We start from the raw sequence: 18,205 nt of genomic DNA, 5'->3' as shown, positions 1-18,205 counted from the left end.
CAGATAGTTCGACAGGATCGTTGCGCAACCGTTCAGTTCTTGCGGCGCGCGCAGATGGCGCCATGATTGCGGCCGTCAGTGCTGCACGCCCCAGCGCCGTACGGTCACGCGTTCGAGTGTATCGAACACCAGATGCTCGATCAGCAAGCCGATCACGATCACCGCGGCGAGGCCCGCGAAAACGCGGTCGGTGTACAGTTCGTTGCGATTCTGGAAGATGTACCAGCCGAGACCGCCGCTGCCGGAACTCGCGCCGAACACGAGTTCGGCCGCAATCAGCGTACGCCAGGCAAACGCCCAACCTACCCGCAAGCCCGCCAGAATCGCCGGCAATGCCGCCGGCACCAGAATCAGCAGCACATGGCGCATGCCAGTGAGCCCGTAGTTGCGGCCGGTCATGCGCAGCGTCGCCGGCACCGACTGAAAACCGGAATAGGTGTTCAGCGCCAGCGGCCAAAGCACCGAATGGACCAGCACGAACAACAGGCTTCCGGTACCGAGGCCGAACCAGAGCAACGCGAGCGGCAACAGCGCGATGGACGGCAGCGGGTTGAACATCGCGGTCAGCATCGACAGGACATCGCGGCCCAGACGGGTCGACACGGCGAGCGACGTCAGCACGAAGGCGAGCGCCGCGCCCAGCAGATAGCCGCGCAGCAGCACGGACATCGACACCGCCGTTTTTTGCAGCAGTTCGCCCGACCACACGCCTTGTACGAACGCACTGAACGTCGCGCCGAACGTCGGCAGCAGCAGATCGTTGTCGATCGCGCGCGCGGCGATTTCCCAGATACCGATCAACACCAGCGCAATCAGCGTCTTGCGCAACCAGCTCTGTGCGAAGAGGCGCTTGCCGAGCGGCAGCGGGGCTTCGAGCACGAGCTCGCCGAGCGGTTCGAGCGGACGCTCGTACTCCTCGCGAACCGGCGGCAGCAAGGTGGCGGGAGAACTCATTGCACGGCCTCCGTCTCTTCGAACAACAGGTGATGAATACGCGCGACGCTGCGCTGAAAATCGCTACGCCCGAAACTGTCCTGCGAAAATTGATGGCTGTTGAGCTCCGCACGCACGCGGCCCGGATGCGGCGACAACAGCAGAATGCGGTTGCCCACCACCAGCGCTTCTTCGATCGAATGCGTGACGAACAGCAGTGTGAAGTTCACCTCTTCCCACAGACGCAATAGCTCTTCCTGCATCTTGCGGCGAGTCAGCGCATCGAGCGCGGCGAAGGGTTCGTCCATCAGCAGCACGCGCGGCTGCATCGCCAACGCGCGAGCAATCGCAACGCGCTGCTTCATGCCGCCCGACAACGTATGCGGATAAGCATTGGCAAATGACGCAAGCCCGACCTTCTCCAGATAATGCAGCGCCCGCTCGTTGGCCTCCGCGCGCGAGAGCTTCTTCGCGACGCGCAGCGGAAAGGCCACGTTCTGCAGTACGGTCTTCCACGGCGGCAACTGGTCGAATTCCTGAAACACGACAATGCGATCGGCGCCGGGGCCTCGGATAGTCTGACCGTCGAGCGAGATGCTGCCGGATGTCGGCTCGATAAAGCCGGCCACCGCCTTGAGCAGGGTCGATTTGCCGCAACCGGACGGTCCCAGCAGCACGAAACGGTCGCCGCCGTAGACGTCGAAACTCACGTCATGGGTCGCGCGCACGATCCGCTCACGCGTGCGGTATTCGAGGTTGACGTTTTCGACCGCAAGCAATTTTTCGCTGGTCGCCGGCGCGGTTGCTTCAGCGCGGTTCGGAAACAGCACAGTAGGATTGGCCACCATCAGATCGCTCCCTGTAAGCCGACCACTCGGGCCGATAGATATCCAGCGATGCTCGCGTATGCACTCATGTTCAGCTTCCAGTGGCGGTCGCCGGGTCGTCGAAGAAGTAATCCTTCCAGGACTTCGGTTCGTTCCTGATCACGCCGACGCGATGCATGAATTGCGCGAGTCCGAACGTGTTCTGCGGTGCGACCTTGAACTGCACTTGCGGATCCTTGATGACTTTCAGCAGCAGATTGCGGTCGATCTTCGACTGATTCGTGCGGATATAGATATCGGCCGCGGCGTCGGGATTCGCCGTGATGAAGCGCGCCGCGTCGGCGAGCGCGTCGACGAATGCGCGGTACGTCTTCGGATTGTTGTCGCGGAATTTTTCCGTTGCGTACAGGACGGTCGCCGAACTCGGGCCGCCCAGCACGTCGTATGAATTCAGCACGATGTGCGCCTTCGGATTGCCCGCCAGTTCCTGCTCCTGAAACGGCGGATTGCCGAAGTGTCCGGTGATTTCCGTGCCGCCCGCGATGATCGCCGCGGCCGCGTCGGGATGCGGCAAAGCCTGCGTGAACTTGTCGAGGCGGTTGTAATCCTTGTCGCCCCAACGTTTCGCCGCCGCATATTGCAGCACGCGCGATTGCACCGACACGTTGACGGCCGGCACCGCGATGCGGTCCTTCTCGCTGAAGTCGGCAATCGTCTTGACGTCGGGATTGTTGCTGATGAGGTAATACGGCAGATTACCGAGCGACGCCACGCCCTTCACGTTCTGCTTGCCATGCGTACGATCCCAGATCGTGAGCAACGGGCCCACGCCCGCGCCGGCGATATCCACCGCGCCGGAGAGCAGCGCGTCGTTGACGGCGGCCCCGCCCGAGAGCTTCACCCAGTCGACCTTGATATCGAGCCCCTGCTTACGCCCTTCCTTCTCGACGAACTGCTGATCGCGCGCCACGTTCAGCAGCAGATAGACGATGCCGAACTGCTCGGCCACGCGAATCTGCCCTTCGGCATGCGCGGGCATGGCTGCGCCGAGACCGGCCGCAGCCGTCGACAGAGTCAGCAGCGTCGCGGTCAAACGGCGAGCGAAAGACGACCGCGCGGCGGTCGGGCGAAACATGGCGAGCATCGGAACTCCGGTCAGCGTGTGAGCGTGTAGTTTTGGTAAAAGCAGTGGTCCAAGCGGGCCACGTCGCCGTCAGAACGGCACGTCGCCTTCAATCGTCGTGCGATACAGTTTGCGGCGCAGATGATCCGGCGTGCCGGCCGCGAGATGCATCAATGAGCGGTTGTCCCAGAACACCATGTCGTGTTCGGCCCACTGATGGCGGTACAGATGCTCGGGGCGCACGCTATGCGCGAATATTTCGTCGAGCAACTGCTTGCTCTCGTCTTCGGGCAAGCCGATCACGCGGGTCGTGAAATGCTCGCCGACAAAGAGCGCCTTGCGTCCGGTCTCCGGATGCGTGCGCACGATCGGATGCACGACCGGCTTCACCTGCGCGATCTGCTCGGCGGAGAGATTCGGGCGCCACGGGCTGCGCTTTTGCAGCTCGGCGTATTTCGCGAGATACGTGTGCTCCGCCGAACGCCCTTCCACCGCGGCGCGCAAATGCGCGGGCAGCGTCTCGTACGCCAGATGCATGTTGGCGAACAGCGTGTCGCCGCCTTCTGCCGGCAGTTCCTGCGCGTGCAGCAGCGAGCCGAGGCTCGGCTTCTCCTTGTACGACAGGTCGGAATGCCAGTAGTGACCGGCATCGCCGAGACCGATCGGCTGGCCGTTCTCGACGATGTTCGAGACGACCAGCACCTCCGGATAGCCAATCAGCTGGAACTGATGCAGCACATGAATCTGCAGCGGACCGAAGCGGCGGCTGAAGGCGATCTGCTGATCCGGTGTGATGCGTTGGTCGCGAAACACCAGCACGTGACGATCCAGATGCGCGCGGTGAATGCGGCGGAAATCGTCGTCGCTCAGCGGCTGGCCGAGATCGAGGCCCAGCACTTCCGCACCGACGGGGCCGTCGAAAGCGCGAATTTCGATGGGCTGGGCTTGATGAACGCGGCCAGTCTCGCTGGCGGCGGTAGGTGCAAAGGCAGTCGTCACAGGAAACTCTTCGTCGAATCTGTTCGGAAACGCCGGCTAGGGCGCAGTCAGACGAATTTACCGGCGCGGGCGCGCGCCGACAACGAAGCAAATCCGATACTGTTATCTGCTGGAGTGATAAACCCGATGCTTTAACGCGTTCCGGGCAGTTGATCGCCTCTGGATGCATCCATACACCGAGCCTTTAAAGTCGCCCAGGACGTGGATCGGCGACGAAACCATCGCGATTAGGCATGACCACGCGCGGCAGCGACGCCGCGTCGAGCCGCGTATTCGCCGGCACGATGCCGTTCTGGTTGAGCAGGAATGCGCTCACCGCGTACACCTCGTCGGCGGAAAGCGATTCGGGCGCGTTGTAGGGCATCGCGCGGCGGATATAGTCGAACAGCGTGGTCGCGTACGGCCAATAGCTGCCCACCGTGCGCTTCGGCTTTGCGCTCGTCAACGTGCCCTGCCCGCCTATGAGCTGATCGCCGAGACCGCCTTGGCCCTGCGCGCCGTGACAGGCCGCGCATTTCTCGGCAAAGATGTGCGCGCCCGTGGCGACGTCGCCGCTGCCCGCCGGCAGGCCGCGGCCATTCGGCGCGATGTCGATGTTCCATGCGGCGAGGTCTTGCCCGGTAAGCGGCGTGCCGATGTCGTGACTCGCATCAGCGCTGCGCGCGCCCGGCGTCACCGATGAACACGACGTCAGCGCCGTCAGGGCCAGCAGCACGGCCAGCGCCGCACGCGCAAGCGTGTATCGCGAAAGCCTCTCACGCATTCCGCACCTCGCCGCTTGCGTCCACGCGCCACTGCTGAATCGCGTTGTAGTGGTACTGCGAATTCAGCCCGCGCGCGGCGACGAGTTCGGCGCGCGTCGGCTGCACATAACCGGTCGAATCCGTGGCGCGCGACAGAATCGCGGCGGCGCCGCCGTCCCACCGCCAGTCCGCCTCGAAGCGCGTCAACGCGCGATCATGGATCGCGCCGACGAGACGCGCGGCGCGCCACGTCGTCCCGCCATCGGTCGAGACCTCGACCTTGCGGACCGTGCCGCGCCCGGACCAGGCCAGACCGGTGATCGGGTAATAACCGTGCGTGGTGAGCCGATGCCCCGGTGACGGCCGCGTGATCACCGACTTCGCGTCCATCTCGAACGCGAACTGACGCGCGATGCCGTTCGCGAGCAGGCTGGTGTACTTCGAGGTTTCCTCGCGCGTTTGCAGCGGTGCGTCGACCACCTTCAGCCGACGCAGCCACTTGACGTTGGTATTGCCCTCGAAGCCGGGGACGATCAGACGCAACGGATAACCATTCTCCGGACGCAAGCGTTCGCCGTTTTGCGCATACACCACGAGCGCGCGATCGAGTATCCGTTCGAGCGGCAAACTGCGGGTCATTGCAGAGGCGTCGGCGCCTTCCGCGAGTAACCAGCCGCCCTGTGTTCCGTTGCCGGACACCGATACACCGCCGACCTCTTCCAGCAAGGTGGAAAGGCGCACGCCGGTCCATTCGCAACACGACAGCAGACCGTGTGTGAGTTGCACGGGCATGCCGCTGGGCCCGTTCCATTCATTGCCGGTATTCCCGGAACATTCGAGAAAATGAATCCGCGATTCCGATGGCAGGCGCAGCAGGTCGTCCATCGCGAACAGTTTCGGCGTCCGCACGAGTCCGTGAATCGCCAGCCTGTGCTGATCGGGATCGATATCGGGCACGCCGCCGTGATGACGTTCGTAGACGAGACCGTTGGGCGTGAGCGTGCCGTGCAAATCGGCGAGCGGGGTCATCGACGAAGCCGCGCCGGGCAGCGGCCATGCGCGTGCGCTGCGCCGCACGACATCCGCCTCATGCGGCGACGGCACGCCGTACGGATGCTCGAGTATGGGCGCGCCGGGCACGCGGCTCGACGGCGCGACCTCGAGCGGCTTGAGCAATTCGCTCGCTGCCGCGGCTTGCGAAGCAACGAGGCTGCCGAGTGCCAAACGGCCGAGCACGCGACGGCGACCGCGCGACGGCGGCGTATCCGGTTGAGCGATACGCGCAGGCATTATCGCGTTCCCGTCACGGCTGGCTCCGCGTAATCCTCGCCGTCGATGTCATAGCCCGACGGCTCCCACCGAATCACCAGCAACGTGAGCAGCGAACTCAGCGGCGCGATCGCGATCAGCCAGAACACCTTCGTGCCGAGCGCGGCGGCCAGCACCGGAAAGAGAAACAGCGAAACCGTCGAGGCGGAGCGCACCAGCGTCTGATTGAAACCCACGCCGATCCCGCGCAATGAGGTGGGATAGCTCAGCGACGCATACGTCATCGAATGAGAGCCCGGTCCGAAACCTTGCCCGAACAGATAGCCGCCGAGCAGCAGGATCGCCACCACGACGAGCGCGCCGCTGCCCGGTTTGCCGATCAGCGCGAGGCCGATCAGCGAGGCGAACTGCAGCGCGTGTCCGAGCACCGTCATTTTCCATGCGCCGACCGTCGGCGCGGTGCGCACGCCGATCAGGCCGCCGACGAATGCGAACGCCAGATTCAGCGCCAGCGCGGCGATGATCGTCGTGAGCGGCCCCTGCTGGAAGAAGCTGGTGATGATCACCGGCAAGCCGAAGATGATCGCGTTGTAGCCGAACGAGGAAGCACTGCCGATCACCGCGGCGAGAATCGTGCGGCGGCGATACGTTGCGTTGAAGAGCACACCGTAGTTGCGCCATGAAGCGGCACGCGGCGTTTTAACCGGCGTGTCGCTTTTCTCGACCACAGCATCCACGCCATACGAGCGTTTCAGGATGCGGGCGGCTTCGTCGAGATTGCCCTGATTCGCGGCCCACACCGGCGATTCGCTGATATAACGGCTGCGCACGAGAATGATCGCGATGGCGGGCACGGCGCCGAAGGCCAGCGTCAGACGCCACAGCCAGCCAAGCTGATGCTCGGGCAAAATCGCGTAGAGGCCGAGGATCAGCAGATAGCAGGTACTCGTGGCCGCATACCACGCCGGGCACCACGCGGCGACGCTGGCCGCCTTGTTGCCCTTGCCCGCCACGCGCGAGAACTCCGCGAGAAACGCCATCGCCACCGGCAGATCGAGACCGACGCCGAAACCCATCAGAAACCGCGCGCCGCCGAGCACCCACGCATTCGGCGCGAGACCGGCCGCGATCGCGGCGACCACGAAGAACAGCATGTCGGCCATGAACACACGATAGCGGCCGATGCGATCCGTCAGATAACCGCCGAACAGCGCGCCGAGAATCGCGCCGAAGGTAATGGCCGATGAAACGAAACCCACCTGCACCGGCGACAGCGAGAACTGACGCGCGATGTCCTTGATCCCATAAGCAAGCGAGGTCAGATCGTAAGCATCCAGAAAGACACCGCCGAGCGCGATGGCAATCACGATGCGCGCATTGCTGCCCTTCGCGGCGCCGGCGTTGACGATGCGCGAAACGTCTTGCGCGCTACGGATGACAGCGGGCCGCACCGCGCTGTCGGCGGGCGTTTGAGTGTCGACGGCGGTCGACGGAAAAGCAACAGTGGACATGATCCGGGCTTCGCATGAATGGCTGAAGCGTTGCATGGTAGCCATGCGATTCACGCCGGCAAAACGACGAATTCAACTATGCAAATCGGGATTTCCGCGCTGGCTTCATGGCGCGCCACGCAGTGGCGCTGCTCACCGCACGGTTCGCACTTCTGCAGATTTTCTTATCTGCAATGATTGGTTGGATTCGAGCACACGCGAATCTAACGTGTAGTTCCGGCGGCCGGCGCGCCGGTTATCCGCCAACCCGAGCTTTTACGCCCGCTCCCACTCCTCGATTGGTATTTGCGCATGCGCTATTTCCGTCTGCTGAAGTCTTTCGTCGCCGTGGCGACCCTCTCGCTTGCCGCGGCTCACGCCTATGCCGACAAGCCCGCGGTGATCCGCATCGGCGTCGCGCAGCAAGGCACGGGCGATCCGCCCTCCTTCGGCGGCTCGCCGGCGGCGACCGTGCAATTGCAGCAGTCGCTCGAAAAGGAATTCGCCGCCGACGGCATCAAGGTCGAGTGGCTGTTCTTCAAGGGCGCGGGCCCGGCGGTCAATGAAGCGATCGCCGACAAATCACTCGACTTCGCTTTCCAGGGCGATCTCCCGGCGGTGCTCGCCCGCGCCAATGGCCTGAAAACGCACTTGCTGCTCGCCTCGGGCGTGCGCACCGGCATCAAGGTCGCGGTGCCGGCCGATTCGGATGTGCGTTCGATCAAGGACCTGAAAGGCCGGCGCGTGTCGATCTTCCGCGGCACCAATCTGCAGCTCGTCGCCGACAACGCGCTCGCCGCGAATCAGTTGAACGAGCGCGATCTGCGCGTGATCAATCTGGACACTGCAAGTTCGCTCGCGGCGCTCGCCTCCAAGGGCATCGACGCATCGGTCAACGATTACCACGTCTACAAGCTGCGCGATCAGGGCCTTGCGAAGGTGGTCTACGAATCGCAGAACGACGGTCCGCAATTCACGCGGCAGTCGCACCTGCTTGTGGTCGACGACTTCGATCATGCGCATCCGGACATCGTGCAGCGTGTCGTCAACGTGTTCGTGCAAGGCGCGCAATGGTCCTCCGACGAAGCGAACCGCGATGCCCTCTTCAAGCTATGGGCCAAAAGCGGTGTGCCCTATTCGTCGTGGCAGGCCGAGTTCGCCAATCAGAAGCTGAAGGATCGCAACTCACCGTTGATCGATCCGTTCATCGTGGGTCGCTACAAAGCCGTCGCGACGGATGCGCTGAACCTCAAACTGATCCGCCAGCCGGTCGAGGTCGATGGCTGGTTCGAAACGAAATATCTCGACAATGCGCTGCGCACGCAAAAGCTCGACCACTACTGGACGCGTTACGACGCTACGGGCAAACCGCTCAGCTAATCCACCGGAGCGATCACGATGAGCGACACCGCAATCCAGGTCGAACGCGAACGGCTCGCGTCGTCCACCACGCCGCACGCGCCTCACGTTCCGCTGTTTCGCGAGCCGCGCCTGCGCGCGCTCGCGTGGCGGCTCGCGCCATGGGTCTTGCCCGCGCTGCTGTTCGCGCTGTGGGCCGTGGGTTGCGAACGCGGCTGGATCGCGCCGCAGATTCTGCCGCCGCCCGAGCGCGTGTTCGAGACGCTGCTCGAACTGGCGAAGAGCGGCGACCTCGCGCGCAATACGCTGGTCAGCCTGCAACGCGTGCTGCTCGGTTTCGGCGCTGGCACGCTGCTCGGCTTCGCGCTCGGCGCGGCGCTGGGGTTGTCGCGCACGCTCGAGGCTTACGTGCTGCCGAGCTTCAATGCGCTGGTGCAGATTCCGGTGCTCGGCTGGCTGCCGTTCCTGCTGTTGCTCGTGGGCGTGGGCGAGCCGCTCAAATACATCCTGATCGCGCATGCGGCACTCGTGCCGGTCACGTTGAGCACGCTGCAGGGATTCCGCCAGACACCCGCCGCGCTCGATGAAGTCGCGCGCGTATTCGAATACAGCGGCTGGCAGCGGATTGTCTATCTCGTGCTGCCCGCGGCTGTACCGACGCTCGCCACGGGCGTGCGGCTCGCGTTCACCAAAGCCTGGCTCGCGCTGGTGGTCGTCGAACTGGTGGCGTCTTCCGAAGGGCTCGGCTATCTGATCGTCTACGGGCGGCAACTTTTTCAGCTCGATCTGGTGATGGCGTCGGTGGTCGTGGTCGGCGCGATTGGCTATGCGGTGAACCGTGCGCTCGATGCGCTCGAAGCGCGTTTGCGGCGCGGACAGCCGTCGGCGTTTCGCGAGTGATCGCATCAATCGCATCCATGACGCTACACGTGAGGTAACTACGATGAGTCTCGCCCTCTTCAAGCGTTCCAGTCAGTCGCAACAGTCCGCCGACGCGTCCTGCGATTGCGGCGCGTCCGCTTCCTTCCGGCGCGCCGCCCAACCGCGCCGCCCGCTGCTGACACGCGTCGACTGGCGCGGCGCCGTCTTGCCCGTCATCGCAATCGTGATCTGGTGGGCCGTCTCGGAAGCGCACGTGGTCAAAAGCGGATTGCTCGTGAGTCCCGCGCAAGTCCTCGCCACCGCATGGCAGCAGATCGAGAGCGGCGCGCTGCTGAAGGCGCTCTCGGCATCGCTCGCGCGCGAAGCGAGCGGCTTCGTGATCGGCACGCTGGGCGGTTTGCTGCTCGGCGGCGCGCTCGGCTTTTCGCGGCTCGCCACACGCATGGTCGGACCGAGCTTCGACACCTTCAAACAGATCTCGCTGTTTGCATGGATCCCGTTGATCTCCGTGTGGTTCGGTCTCGGCGATGCCGCGAAAGTCGTGTTCCTCTCGCTCGCCGCGCTCCTGCCCGTCACCGCGCATACCTGCGACGGCATCCACGCCGTGCCGCGCGCCTATATCGAAGTCGCGCGCGCTTTCCGCTACTCGCGATGGCAACTCATCCGCGCCGTGATTCTGCCGGCCGCGCTGCCGTCGATCTTTACCGGCATCTACCTCGCGCTGATCTATTCGTGGCTCGCCACGCTCGGCGCCGAGTATCTGCTGGTGGCCGGCAGCGGCATCGGCAACACCTTGATCGACGGCAGCGAGCAATTCCGTATGGACCTGGTGCTGTTCGGCGTGATCGTGGTCGGGGTGACGGGCTGGGCGTTGAATGCGCTGGCGCGGGCCGTCGAGCGGGCGATCTTTGCGCGCCGGTTCCAGTCGGCCACGCGCTGAACCCGCACCTGAACTCTCACACACCGGACCGCCCATGACTGCTTCCACGCTCTCCGACAGCATCGACATTTTTCACGTCAGCAAGCGCTACGCGCAGCAAGGCGGCGCGCCGCTCGCGGTGCTCGACGACATCAGCCTGCGCGTGCGCGCGGGCGAGTTCGTCAGCGTGCTCGGCTCGAGCGGCTGCGGCAAATCCACCTTGCTGCGGCTGATCGCGGGACTCGACACCGACTATAGCGGCGACATCGTCGTCGCCGGCGACAAGGTCCGCGATACGTCGCTCGAACGCGGCATCGTGTTCCAGGACCATCGGCTCTTTCCGTGGCTCACGGCGTCGCAAAACATTCTCGCCGCGCTGCGTAACGCGCCGCTTTCCGCACGCGAGAAACGCGAAGCCGTGGCGGAACATATCGCGCTGGTCGGACTCAAGGGTTTTGAAAATGCTTACCCGCATCAATTGTCGGGCGGCATGGCGCAGCGCGTGGCGATCGCGCGCGGCCTCGTCAATCGTCCGCGCGTGCTGCTGCTCGACGAGCCGTTCGGCGCACTCGACGCGCTCACGCGCGGCCGTTTGCAGAACGAGTTGCAGCGCATCTGGGAACACGAGCGCATCACGATGATCCTCGTCACGCACGATGTCGACGAAGCGCTTTACCTCGGCGAGCGCGTCGTCACGATGGCGCCGCGGCCGGGCCGCATCAAGCGGATCGTCGACGTCGCATTGCCGCGGCCACGCGAGCGCAACGATCCACGCTTCATCCGTTTGCGCGACGAAGTGCTGGCCGACTTCGCCGAGCAGGATGGTACGCGACGCGAACCGCAAGAGGACCGCGATGATGACAGGCCGAACGGAGGCACGCGCGTTCCAGTAGCAAGCCCGCCGATCACGGAATGGCGGCTTGCATGGTGACGCACGCATTCTCCCCAAACAACAAACCTTCATGGAGCAGACGATGAGCGGCGAAACACAGCGGAAGCGGCAGATCAAACTGGGGGCCTTCCTGATGGAGACGGGCCATCACATTGCCGCATGGCGCCACCCCGATGCGCATGCGACGGGTGGACTCGACTTCGCGCACTACGCGGAACTCGCGCAGATCGCCGAGCGCGCCAAATTCGACGCGATTTTTTTCGCCGACAGCGTGAGCGTACGCGACACGAATCTGCCTTCCCTATCCCGCACCGCGCGCGCCGATCATTTCGAACCGCTGACCTTGCTTTCGGCACTCTCGGTTGTCACGAAACACGTCGGCCTGATCGCGACGGTCTCCACGACATTCAACGAACCGTACAACCTCGCGCGCAAATTCGCATCGCTCGATCATCTGAGCGGCGGCCGCTCGGGTTGGAATCTCGTCACGTCGAGCACGGAGTCCGAGGCGCTCAATTTCAGTTTCGATCGGCATCCGGATCACACGGTCCGCTACGAGCGCGCTCGCGAGTTCTACGACGTGGTGGCAGGGCTGTGGGATAGCTGGGAAGACGATGCGTTTATCCGCGACAAGGAGAGCGGCGTCTACTTCGACCCGGACAAGCTGCACGTGCTCGGCCATGCGGGCAAGCATTTCAAGGTACGCGGGCCGCTGAACGTCGCGCGTTCGCCGCAAGGCTGGCCGGTCGTCGTGCAGGCCGGCGCGTCCGAGGCCGGGCGCGAGCTCGCCGCGCAGACCGCGGAGGTGATCTTCGTCGCGCATCAGACGCTCGACGAAGCGCAGTCGTTCTATCGCGACGTCAAAGGGCGCCTGGCGAAGTATGGGCGCGCGCCGGATCATCTGAAGATCATGCCGGGCATTTTCCCGATTGTCGGCCGCACGCAGGAGGAAGCCGAGGAGAAATTCGCCAAGCTGCAGGACCTGATTCATCCGACCGTCGGCCTCTCGCTGCTGTCGAACATGTCGGGCGGCGTGGACCTTTCCCAGTATCCCGTCGACGGGCCGCTGCCCGAATTGCCGGAAACCAATGGCGGCAAGAGCCGTCAACGGCTGCTGTTCGATCTCGCGCGGCGCGAGAACCTGACGATTCGCGATCTGTATCTGCGCATCGCGGGCGCGCGCGGCCATCAGCAGGTGGTCGGCACGCCGACGAGCATTGCGGACCAGTTGCAACAGTGGTTCGAAGAAGAAGGCGCCGATGGGTTCAACATCATGTCGCCGTGGTTGCCGGGCGGGTTGACGGAATTCGCCGACCAGGTCGTGCCGGAGCTGCAACGGCGTGGACTGTTCCGCACGGAATACGAGGGCAGCACGCTGCGCGACAACCTCGGGCTGCCGCGCCCCGTGAATCGCCATGCGTCAGCGACGCAGCAAGTCGCCGCCCTGGCAAGCTGATCAAGCGGCGGTTTTCGCGCCGCCGGACACGTTCTCTTCATCAGGACATCAGGAGCTTTTCATGAGTGCAGCCGCAGTGCAGGACGTACAGTCGATTCAGGTCACGCCGCTTTCCGCGCATATCGGCGCGGAAATTCATGGTGTCGATCTTACGCAAAAGCTGGATGCGCGCCAGATCGCGGAGATTCGCGCGGCGCTTCTGAAGTGGCGCGTCGTCTTCTTTCGCGAGCAGTTTCTCACGCACGAGCAGCACGTCGCGTTCTCGGCGCAGTTCGGCGAACTGACCTTGGGGCATCCGGTGTTCGGCCACGTGGACGGTCATCCGGAGATCTACTCGATTTCGAAGTACCGCAAAGCGACGCGTTTCGAGGGGCAAACGCTGCAACGCCCGTGGACCGGCTGGCATACGGACGTGACGGCCGCGCTCAATCCGCCCTGGGCGTCGATCCTGCGTGGCGTGACGATTCCGCCTTACGGCGGCGACACACAGTGGACCAACCTGGTGGCCGCCTATCAGAAGCTGTCCGCACCGCTGCGCGCGTTCGTCGATGGTCTGCGCGGGTTGCACCGTTTCACGCCGCCGGCCGGCGCGAGCGGCACGGAGGCGTTCAACAAAGCCGTCGAGCAACGCACGCTCGTCACCGAACATCCGCTTGTCAGAGTTCATCCGGAAACGGGCGAGCGGGCGCTCTATGTCAGCCCGAGCTTCCTGAAGTCGATCGTCGGCGTGAGCCCGCGTGAAAGCCAGGTGTTGCTCGAACTGCTCTGGGAACATGTGACGCGGCCGGAGTTCACCGTGCGCTTCAAATGGGAGGCGGGCAGCATCGCGTTCTGGGACAACCGGGCGACGGCCCACCTCGCGCCCACGGATATTTTCGATCTCGACTTCGACCGGCAACTGTATCGCACGACACTCGTCGGCGACGTGCCCGTTGGCCCGGACGGCACGCAGTCGGTGGCGATAGAAGGCTCGCCGGTGAGCGCCGCGGCGGCGGTTGCGTTGAACTGAGGACAAAGGCGTGCCCCGCGAGCAGAAAACCGGCAGCGGGCGCAGCAAAAAGATATCGCCACCCTGACCCGCGCTGTCGATCAGATCGACAGCGCCTACCGCTTCAGTTTGCCGCGCGCCTGCGCGTCGAGTTCGCGCAGATGAGCGAGCTTGTCGCCGATTTTTGATTCCAGTCCGCGCGGCACCGGCTGATACCAGCGTTGTTCGGCGACGTCTTCGGGAAAGTAATGTTCGCCCGCCGCGTACGCATCCGGTTCGTCATGCGCGTAGCGGTAGCCCTTTTTGTAGCCGAGATCCTTCATGAGTTGCGTCGGCGCATTCCGAAGATGCAGCGGCACCGCCCGCGTGCGGTCGCTACGCACGAATGACAGCGCCTGATGCCACGCCATGCTGAGCGCATTCGACTTCGGCGCGACGGCGATATACACGAGGGCTTGGGCGAGCGCCAGTTCGCCTTCGGGCGAACCGAGCCGTTCATAGGCCTCGGCCGCGTTCACTGCGACCTGCAACGCTCGCGGATCCGCATTACCCACCTCCTCGCTCGCCAGGATGATGATGCGGCGCGCGAGATAGCGCACGTCGACACCGCCGTCGATCATTCGCGCCATCCAGTACAACGCCGCATCCGGATCGGAGCCGCGGGCGGATTTGATCAGCGCGGAAATCTGGTCGTAGAACTCCTCGCCCCCTTTGTCGAAACGCCGCGTCGTGGTCGCGGACGCGGTGCTGACGAAGCTCGCGTCGATGCGTGTGAGCCCGGCTGCGGTAGCGGCATTGGCGAGCTGCTCGACGAGGTTCAGAAACTTGCGGCCGTCGCCGTCCGCAAAGCCGATCACGGCATCGAGCGCGGATGGCTCGAACTCGAGTTCGCCCAACACCGCCTGCGCTCGCCGGAAGAGCTGCCGCAATTCCTCGTCGGATAGCGGCTTGAGCACGTACACCTGCGCCCGCGACAGCAGCGCGCTGTTGACCTCGAAGCTGGGATTCTCCGTGGTCGCGCCGATGAGCGTCAGCCGGCCCGTTTCCACGTGCGGCAGCAAGGCGTCTTGCTGACTCTTGTTGAGCCGGTGAATTTCATCGAGGAACAGGACGGTCGAGCGGCCCCGGTGGTCGAGCATCTGCTGGGCACGCGCGGCGGCCTCCCTCAGTTCCTTGACGCCGGCGGCGACGGCCGACTCGGCGATGAACTCGTAGTCGAAAGCCCGCGCGGCAAGCCGCGCAATCGTCGTCTTGCCGACGCCGGGCGGCCCCCACAGAATGAACGAGTGCAGTCGTTGGGAGTCGAGTGCGAGCCGCAGCGGCTTACCCGGGCCCAGCAGATGAGACTGCCCGACGACATCGCCGAGCGATTCGGGCCGGAGCTGCTCGGCGAGCGGCGCGCGAGGTTGAGTGGCAAAGAGGTCGGTCATGGTGCGGATGTGAGCGGCTTTCCCTTGGCGGACGTGCGGGCTCACGGAATTGAGTGGCCGCAATAAAACGCCCTTATATCTTGTGAGTCGACAGCAGAATACTCGTTTCAGTGCTGGCGATGCCGTCGATCAGACGGATCGCGCCAAGCACCCGATCGAAGTTTTCCAGTGAATCCGCCCGCAGCTCCGCGATCAGGTCCCAACGCCCATTGGTGCTGTGGATCGTCGCGACGTTGGGGTGGCCACGAAGCACTTTGAGCACATCGGCCGCGCGGTTGCCTTCAACCGCGATCGACATCAACGCCCGGATCCGGTGCGCCTCCGCCGCGGGTTTCAGGCGCACGGTATAGCCCACGATCACGCCGCTCTTTTCCAGCCGCGTCAGCCGGTTCTGCACCGTGGCGCGAGCGACCCGCAAGTGCTTCGCCAGTGTCACAACGGACATGCGCGCGTCATCGCGCAGTAAGGCAATCAACTGCCTGTCGATGTCGTCGAGATCGATCATTTTTGTGCCTACACCGGTTTCCGGCCGGTTCCGTTCAGGCTGGCGTCGAGCAAACCTGGGTCAGATAGAAGTGCGGACAGTACAAAACGCGCATTCGGAGTGTGCATCTTGACACTTCGGAGCACCAAACTGCAATGTTTGTTGTCTTTTTGTTGGCGCGGAGGCACGGAATAATTTCGCTGTCGCTCCGCTTCGGAGCCTGCAACAACAACGGAGACATCACCATGACCCGCTTCCTCGACGTACCCGCAACGTACCGGCTCGTCGCCGATATCGGCGTACCGCGCTTTCTCGACGAACTTGCCCAGATCATCCGTGCCGACTATCTGCGCTGGAGCGAGTTCGACAAGTCGCCGCGCGTCGCCTGCCATTCGCGACTCGGCGTCATCGAGTTGATGCCTGTGGCCGACGCTGAGCTGTTTGCCTTCAAGTATGTGAACGGTCATCCCATCAATGCCGAGCGCGGCATGCAAACCGTCATGGCGTTTGGCGCACTGGCCTCGGTGGATACCGGTTACCCGCTGTTTCTTTCCGAACTCACCTTGACCACGGCGCTGCGTACCGCGGCGACTTCCGCGCTGGCGGCGAAAGCACTGGCTCGGCCCGATTCGCGACGCATGGCCTTGATCGGCAATGGCGCGCAAAGCGAGTTTCAGGCCATTGCGTTCCATACACTTGTGGGCATCGACGAGCTTCGCGTGTTCGACGTCGACAACCGCGCCACGGACAAACTCATTCGCAATCTCGCGGCGTGGCCGCAATTGCGCATCGTCCGCGCGACGTCGGTTGCGCAGGCCGTGCGCGGCGCCGATATCGTCACAACCGTGACCGCCGACAAGGCCTACGCGACGATCATCACGCCGGACATGATCGAACCGGGCATGCATCTGAACGCAGTGGGCGGCGACTGTCCGGGCAAGACCGAACTGCATGCGGATGTGCTGAACATGAGCCGCGTGATCGTGGAGTACGAGCCGCAGACCCGCATTGAAGGCGAGATTCAGCAATTGGCCGCCGACTCGCCCGTGGTCGAACTGTGGCGCGTGTTGCGTGGCGAAATCGCCGGACGCGAAAATGCACAGCAGGTCACCGTATTCGACTCCGTCGGCTTCGCGCTCGAAGACTATTCGGCACTGCGCTTTTTGCATGAGCTCGCGCGGACACACAAAGTCGGAATCGAAGTCGCGCTGATTCCGCCTGCCGCGGATCCGAAGGACCTGTTCGGCGAACTCGCACTGGCCGCCATCGAGCGGGCGAGTGCCGACCACGTATTGGCGCCGGTCTGACGCGCAGCCCGCTATCGACGCGCACGTTCTCTTACTTCCGCGATCCCTATCCATGAGCCTTCTGTCGATTCAGGCGCCGTCCGCTGTCGTCGTGATCCGCCCGCACTGTTTTTATCCCAACCCCGAGACGGCAAGCGACAACGCGTTTCAGCGCACCGGCGGCTTCCCAGATCCCAATGAAGCAGGATCGCTAGCGGCCGCCGCCTATGACGAAGTGACGGCCGCTGCGGCGGCGTTGGAAGCCGCGGGCGTGCGCGTTCATCTCTTCGAGGACCACGGAACACGGGGCACGCCCGATTCCGTGTTCCCGAACAACTGGTTCTCGACGCATCCTGGCGGGCACGTCGCGTTGTATCCGATGCACTGCGTCAACCGCCGGCGTGAGCGCAGAAGCGATGTGATCGAGATGTTCAAGGCACAGTATCGCGTGCAGGACGTCATCGACTATTCGGGACTCGAATACGACGACGTGTTTCTCGAGGGCACGGGAGCCATGGTGCTGGACCACATCGCGCGCATCGCGTATGCCGTGCGCTCGCGCCGCGCGGATCCGGTGGCGCTCGAACGGTTCTGCACGAACTTCAACTTCGAGCCGGTATGCTTCGACGCGGTCGACTCGGCAGGTCTTGCGGTCTATCACACCAACGTCATGATGAGCGTCGCAACAGAGTTCGCGTTGATCGGGCTCGACCTGATCGCCGATGAACGTCGGCGCGCCGAAGTGAGGGCGCGTCTGATGGAAAGCGGACGCGTCGTGATCGATCTCGACGCCTCGCAGATCGGCAACTTTGCCGCGAACGCGCTTGAACTATCCGGCAGCGGCGGACGCGTGCTCGCGCTTTCGGAGCGGGCCGCGTCATGCCTGACGGCCAGGCAGAAGGCGCTGATCGAACGCTCTGCCCGACTGCTGCCATTGCGCGTGCCCACCATCGAAATGGCCGGGGGCTCGGTCCGCTGCATGCTGGGGGGCATTCATTTGTCGCGGCGACCCGTCTGAACGGCGCGAAGCCGGATGCAACCCGGGATGGACGCGTTCCGGATGGCGGCGCAACTGACGCCGCACTCGACGCGCCTCACGCTTGCCGCTATCTTACGGACACGCAC

General features: G+C 64.0%; 17 protein-coding genes. 8 read left to right on the top strand and 9 right to left on the bottom strand.

The window, feature by feature from the left end:
• Positions 1-75: 75 nt before the first annotated feature.
• The 7 genes from ACQKRQ_RS13785 to ACQKRQ_RS13755 form a co-directional block, all read right to left on the bottom strand.
• The gene (locus ACQKRQ_RS13785; protein ID WP_408176700.1) at positions 76-954 is read right to left on the bottom strand and encodes an ABC transporter permease; all 879 of its coding nucleotides are present in this window, start codon (positions 952-954) and stop codon (positions 76-78) included.
• Positions 951-1,781, bottom strand: coding sequence for an ABC transporter ATP-binding protein (locus ACQKRQ_RS13780; protein WP_427477552.1), 831 nt, complete (start codon positions 1,779-1,781; stop codon positions 951-953). The genes ACQKRQ_RS13785 and ACQKRQ_RS13780 overlap by 4 nt, the downstream gene beginning before the upstream one ends.
• A 70-nt stretch (positions 1,782-1,851) precedes the next feature.
• Complete coding sequence (locus tag ACQKRQ_RS13775) at positions 1,852-2,904, bottom strand: ABC transporter substrate-binding protein (RefSeq protein ID WP_132374451.1); 1,053 nt, start codon at positions 2,902-2,904, stop codon at positions 1,852-1,854.
• 69 nt (positions 2,905-2,973) lie between these two features.
• A complete protein-coding gene (locus ACQKRQ_RS13770; protein ID WP_427477550.1) occupies positions 2,974-3,882 on the bottom strand; it encodes a TauD/TfdA dioxygenase family protein in 909 nt (302 codons plus the stop codon).
• 184 nt (positions 3,883-4,066) lie between these two features.
• On the bottom strand, positions 4,067-4,645 hold the full coding sequence (locus tag ACQKRQ_RS13765) for a c-type cytochrome (RefSeq protein WP_427477548.1): 579 nt from the start codon (positions 4,643-4,645) through the stop codon (positions 4,067-4,069).
• The gene (gene soxC / locus ACQKRQ_RS13760; protein WP_427477546.1) at positions 4,638-5,915 is read right to left on the bottom strand and encodes a sulfite dehydrogenase; all 1,278 of its coding nucleotides are present in this window, start codon (positions 5,913-5,915) and stop codon (positions 4,638-4,640) included. Before soxC ends, ACQKRQ_RS13765 begins: the two co-directional genes overlap by 8 nt.
• The gene (locus ACQKRQ_RS13755; protein ID WP_427477544.1) at positions 5,915-7,405 is read right to left on the bottom strand and encodes an MFS transporter; all 1,491 of its coding nucleotides are present in this window, start codon (positions 7,403-7,405) and stop codon (positions 5,915-5,917) included. Before ACQKRQ_RS13755 ends, soxC begins: the two co-directional genes overlap by 1 nt.
• A 291-nt stretch (positions 7,406-7,696) precedes the next feature.
• Between ACQKRQ_RS13755 and ACQKRQ_RS13750 the strand changes: the two genes are divergently transcribed.
• The 6 genes from ACQKRQ_RS13750 (at position 7,697) to ACQKRQ_RS13725 (ending at position 13,901) form a co-directional block, all read left to right on the top strand.
• Positions 7,697-8,764: an ABC transporter substrate-binding protein gene (locus tag ACQKRQ_RS13750; RefSeq protein ID WP_427477542.1), complete on the top strand. Its 1,068-nt coding sequence runs from the start codon at positions 7,697-7,699 to the stop codon at positions 8,762-8,764.
• Positions 8,765-8,782: 18 nt separating this feature from the next.
• On the top strand, positions 8,783-9,643 hold the full coding sequence (locus ACQKRQ_RS13745; RefSeq protein ID WP_427477540.1) for an ABC transporter permease: 861 nt from the start codon (positions 8,783-8,785) through the stop codon (positions 9,641-9,643).
• A 43-nt stretch (positions 9,644-9,686) separates the two neighbouring features.
• A complete protein-coding gene (locus ACQKRQ_RS13740) occupies positions 9,687-10,565 on the top strand; it encodes an ABC transporter permease (RefSeq protein ID WP_427477538.1) in 879 nt (292 codons plus the stop codon).
• Between the two features lie 34 nt (positions 10,566-10,599).
• Positions 10,600-11,475 (top strand): ABC transporter ATP-binding protein, encoded by an 876-nt coding sequence (locus ACQKRQ_RS13735; protein WP_427477536.1) that lies wholly within the window; start codon positions 10,600-10,602, stop codon positions 11,473-11,475.
• A 43-nt stretch (positions 11,476-11,518) separates the two neighbouring features.
• A complete protein-coding gene (locus ACQKRQ_RS13730; RefSeq protein ID WP_427477534.1) occupies positions 11,519-12,892 on the top strand; it encodes an LLM class flavin-dependent oxidoreductase in 1,374 nt (457 codons plus the stop codon).
• 61 nt (positions 12,893-12,953) lie between these two features.
• The gene (locus ACQKRQ_RS13725) at positions 12,954-13,901 is read left to right on the top strand and encodes a TauD/TfdA dioxygenase family protein (protein ID WP_427477532.1); all 948 of its coding nucleotides are present in this window, start codon (positions 12,954-12,956) and stop codon (positions 13,899-13,901) included.
• Between the two features lie 95 nt (positions 13,902-13,996).
• Here ACQKRQ_RS13725 and ACQKRQ_RS13720 read toward each other — a convergent pair whose 3' ends face one another.
• Both ACQKRQ_RS13720 and ACQKRQ_RS13715 read right to left on the bottom strand, forming a co-directional pair.
• Positions 13,997-15,310, bottom strand: a complete 1,314-nt coding sequence (locus tag ACQKRQ_RS13720; protein ID WP_427477530.1) for a replication-associated recombination protein A — start codon at positions 15,308-15,310, stop codon at positions 13,997-13,999.
• A 73-nt stretch (positions 15,311-15,383) separates the two neighbouring features.
• A complete protein-coding gene (locus ACQKRQ_RS13715) occupies positions 15,384-15,815 on the bottom strand; it encodes an Lrp/AsnC family transcriptional regulator (RefSeq protein ID WP_132374439.1) in 432 nt (143 codons plus the stop codon).
• 224 nt (positions 15,816-16,039) lie between these two features.
• Between ACQKRQ_RS13715 and ACQKRQ_RS13710 the strand changes: the two genes are divergently transcribed.
• Together ACQKRQ_RS13710 and ctlX are read left to right on the top strand one after the other, a co-directional pair.
• On the top strand, positions 16,040-17,101 hold the full coding sequence (locus ACQKRQ_RS13710) for an ornithine cyclodeaminase (RefSeq protein WP_427477528.1): 1,062 nt from the start codon (positions 16,040-16,042) through the stop codon (positions 17,099-17,101).
• Positions 17,102-17,153: 52 nt separating this feature from the next.
• Complete coding sequence (ctlX, locus tag ACQKRQ_RS13705; RefSeq protein ID WP_132374437.1) at positions 17,154-18,098, top strand: citrulline utilization hydrolase CtlX; 945 nt, start codon at positions 17,154-17,156, stop codon at positions 18,096-18,098.
• Positions 18,099-18,205 lie beyond the last annotated feature (107 nt).

Source organism: Paraburkholderia sp. NPDC080076, assembly GCF_050281145.1.
Classification (GTDB): Bacteria; Pseudomonadota; Gammaproteobacteria; order Burkholderiales; family Burkholderiaceae; genus Paraburkholderia.
Note: the sequence above shows the minus strand (reverse complement) of the source record. Positions and strands in the feature narration are given on the sequence as shown.

Bases quoted from the DNA above. Each gene is read 5' to 3' on its own strand.
- ACQKRQ_RS13765 (WP_427477548.1), bottom strand. From the start codon at position 4,645: ATGCGTGAGAGGCTTTCGCGATACACGCTTGCGCGTGCGGCGCTGGCC.
- ACQKRQ_RS13730 (WP_427477534.1), top strand. From the start codon at position 11,519: ATGAGCGGCGAAACACAGCGGAAGCGGCAGATCAAACTGGGGGCCTTC.
- ACQKRQ_RS13780 (WP_427477552.1), bottom strand. From the start codon at position 1,781: ATGGTGGCCAATCCTACTGTGCTGTTTCCGAACCGCGCTGAAGCAACC.
- ACQKRQ_RS13720 (WP_427477530.1), bottom strand. From the start codon at position 15,310: ATGACCGACCTCTTTGCCACTCAACCTCGCGCGCCGCTCGCCGAGCAG.
- ACQKRQ_RS13740 (WP_427477538.1), top strand. From the start codon at position 9,687: ATGAGTCTCGCCCTCTTCAAGCGTTCCAGTCAGTCGCAACAGTCCGCC.
- ACQKRQ_RS13715 (WP_132374439.1), bottom strand. From the start codon at position 15,815: ATGATCGATCTCGACGACATCGACAGGCAGTTGATTGCCTTACTGCGC.
- ACQKRQ_RS13725 (WP_427477532.1), top strand. From the start codon at position 12,954: ATGAGTGCAGCCGCAGTGCAGGACGTACAGTCGATTCAGGTCACGCCG.
- ACQKRQ_RS13735 (WP_427477536.1), top strand. From the start codon at position 10,600: ATGACTGCTTCCACGCTCTCCGACAGCATCGACATTTTTCACGTCAGC.
- ACQKRQ_RS13775 (WP_132374451.1), bottom strand. From the start codon at position 2,904: ATGCTCGCCATGTTTCGCCCGACCGCCGCGCGGTCGTCTTTCGCTCGC.
- ACQKRQ_RS13750 (WP_427477542.1), top strand. From the start codon at position 7,697: ATGCGCTATTTCCGTCTGCTGAAGTCTTTCGTCGCCGTGGCGACCCTC.
- ACQKRQ_RS13785 (WP_408176700.1), bottom strand. From the start codon at position 954: ATGAGTTCTCCCGCCACCTTGCTGCCGCCGGTTCGCGAGGAGTACGAG.
- soxC (WP_427477546.1), bottom strand. From the start codon at position 5,915: ATGCCTGCGCGTATCGCTCAACCGGATACGCCGCCGTCGCGCGGTCGC.
- ACQKRQ_RS13745 (WP_427477540.1), top strand. From the start codon at position 8,783: ATGAGCGACACCGCAATCCAGGTCGAACGCGAACGGCTCGCGTCGTCC.
- ctlX (WP_132374437.1), top strand. From the start codon at position 17,154: ATGAGCCTTCTGTCGATTCAGGCGCCGTCCGCTGTCGTCGTGATCCGC.
- ACQKRQ_RS13755 (WP_427477544.1), bottom strand. From the start codon at position 7,405: ATGTCCACTGTTGCTTTTCCGTCGACCGCCGTCGACACTCAAACGCCC.
- ACQKRQ_RS13710 (WP_427477528.1), top strand. From the start codon at position 16,040: ATGACCCGCTTCCTCGACGTACCCGCAACGTACCGGCTCGTCGCCGAT.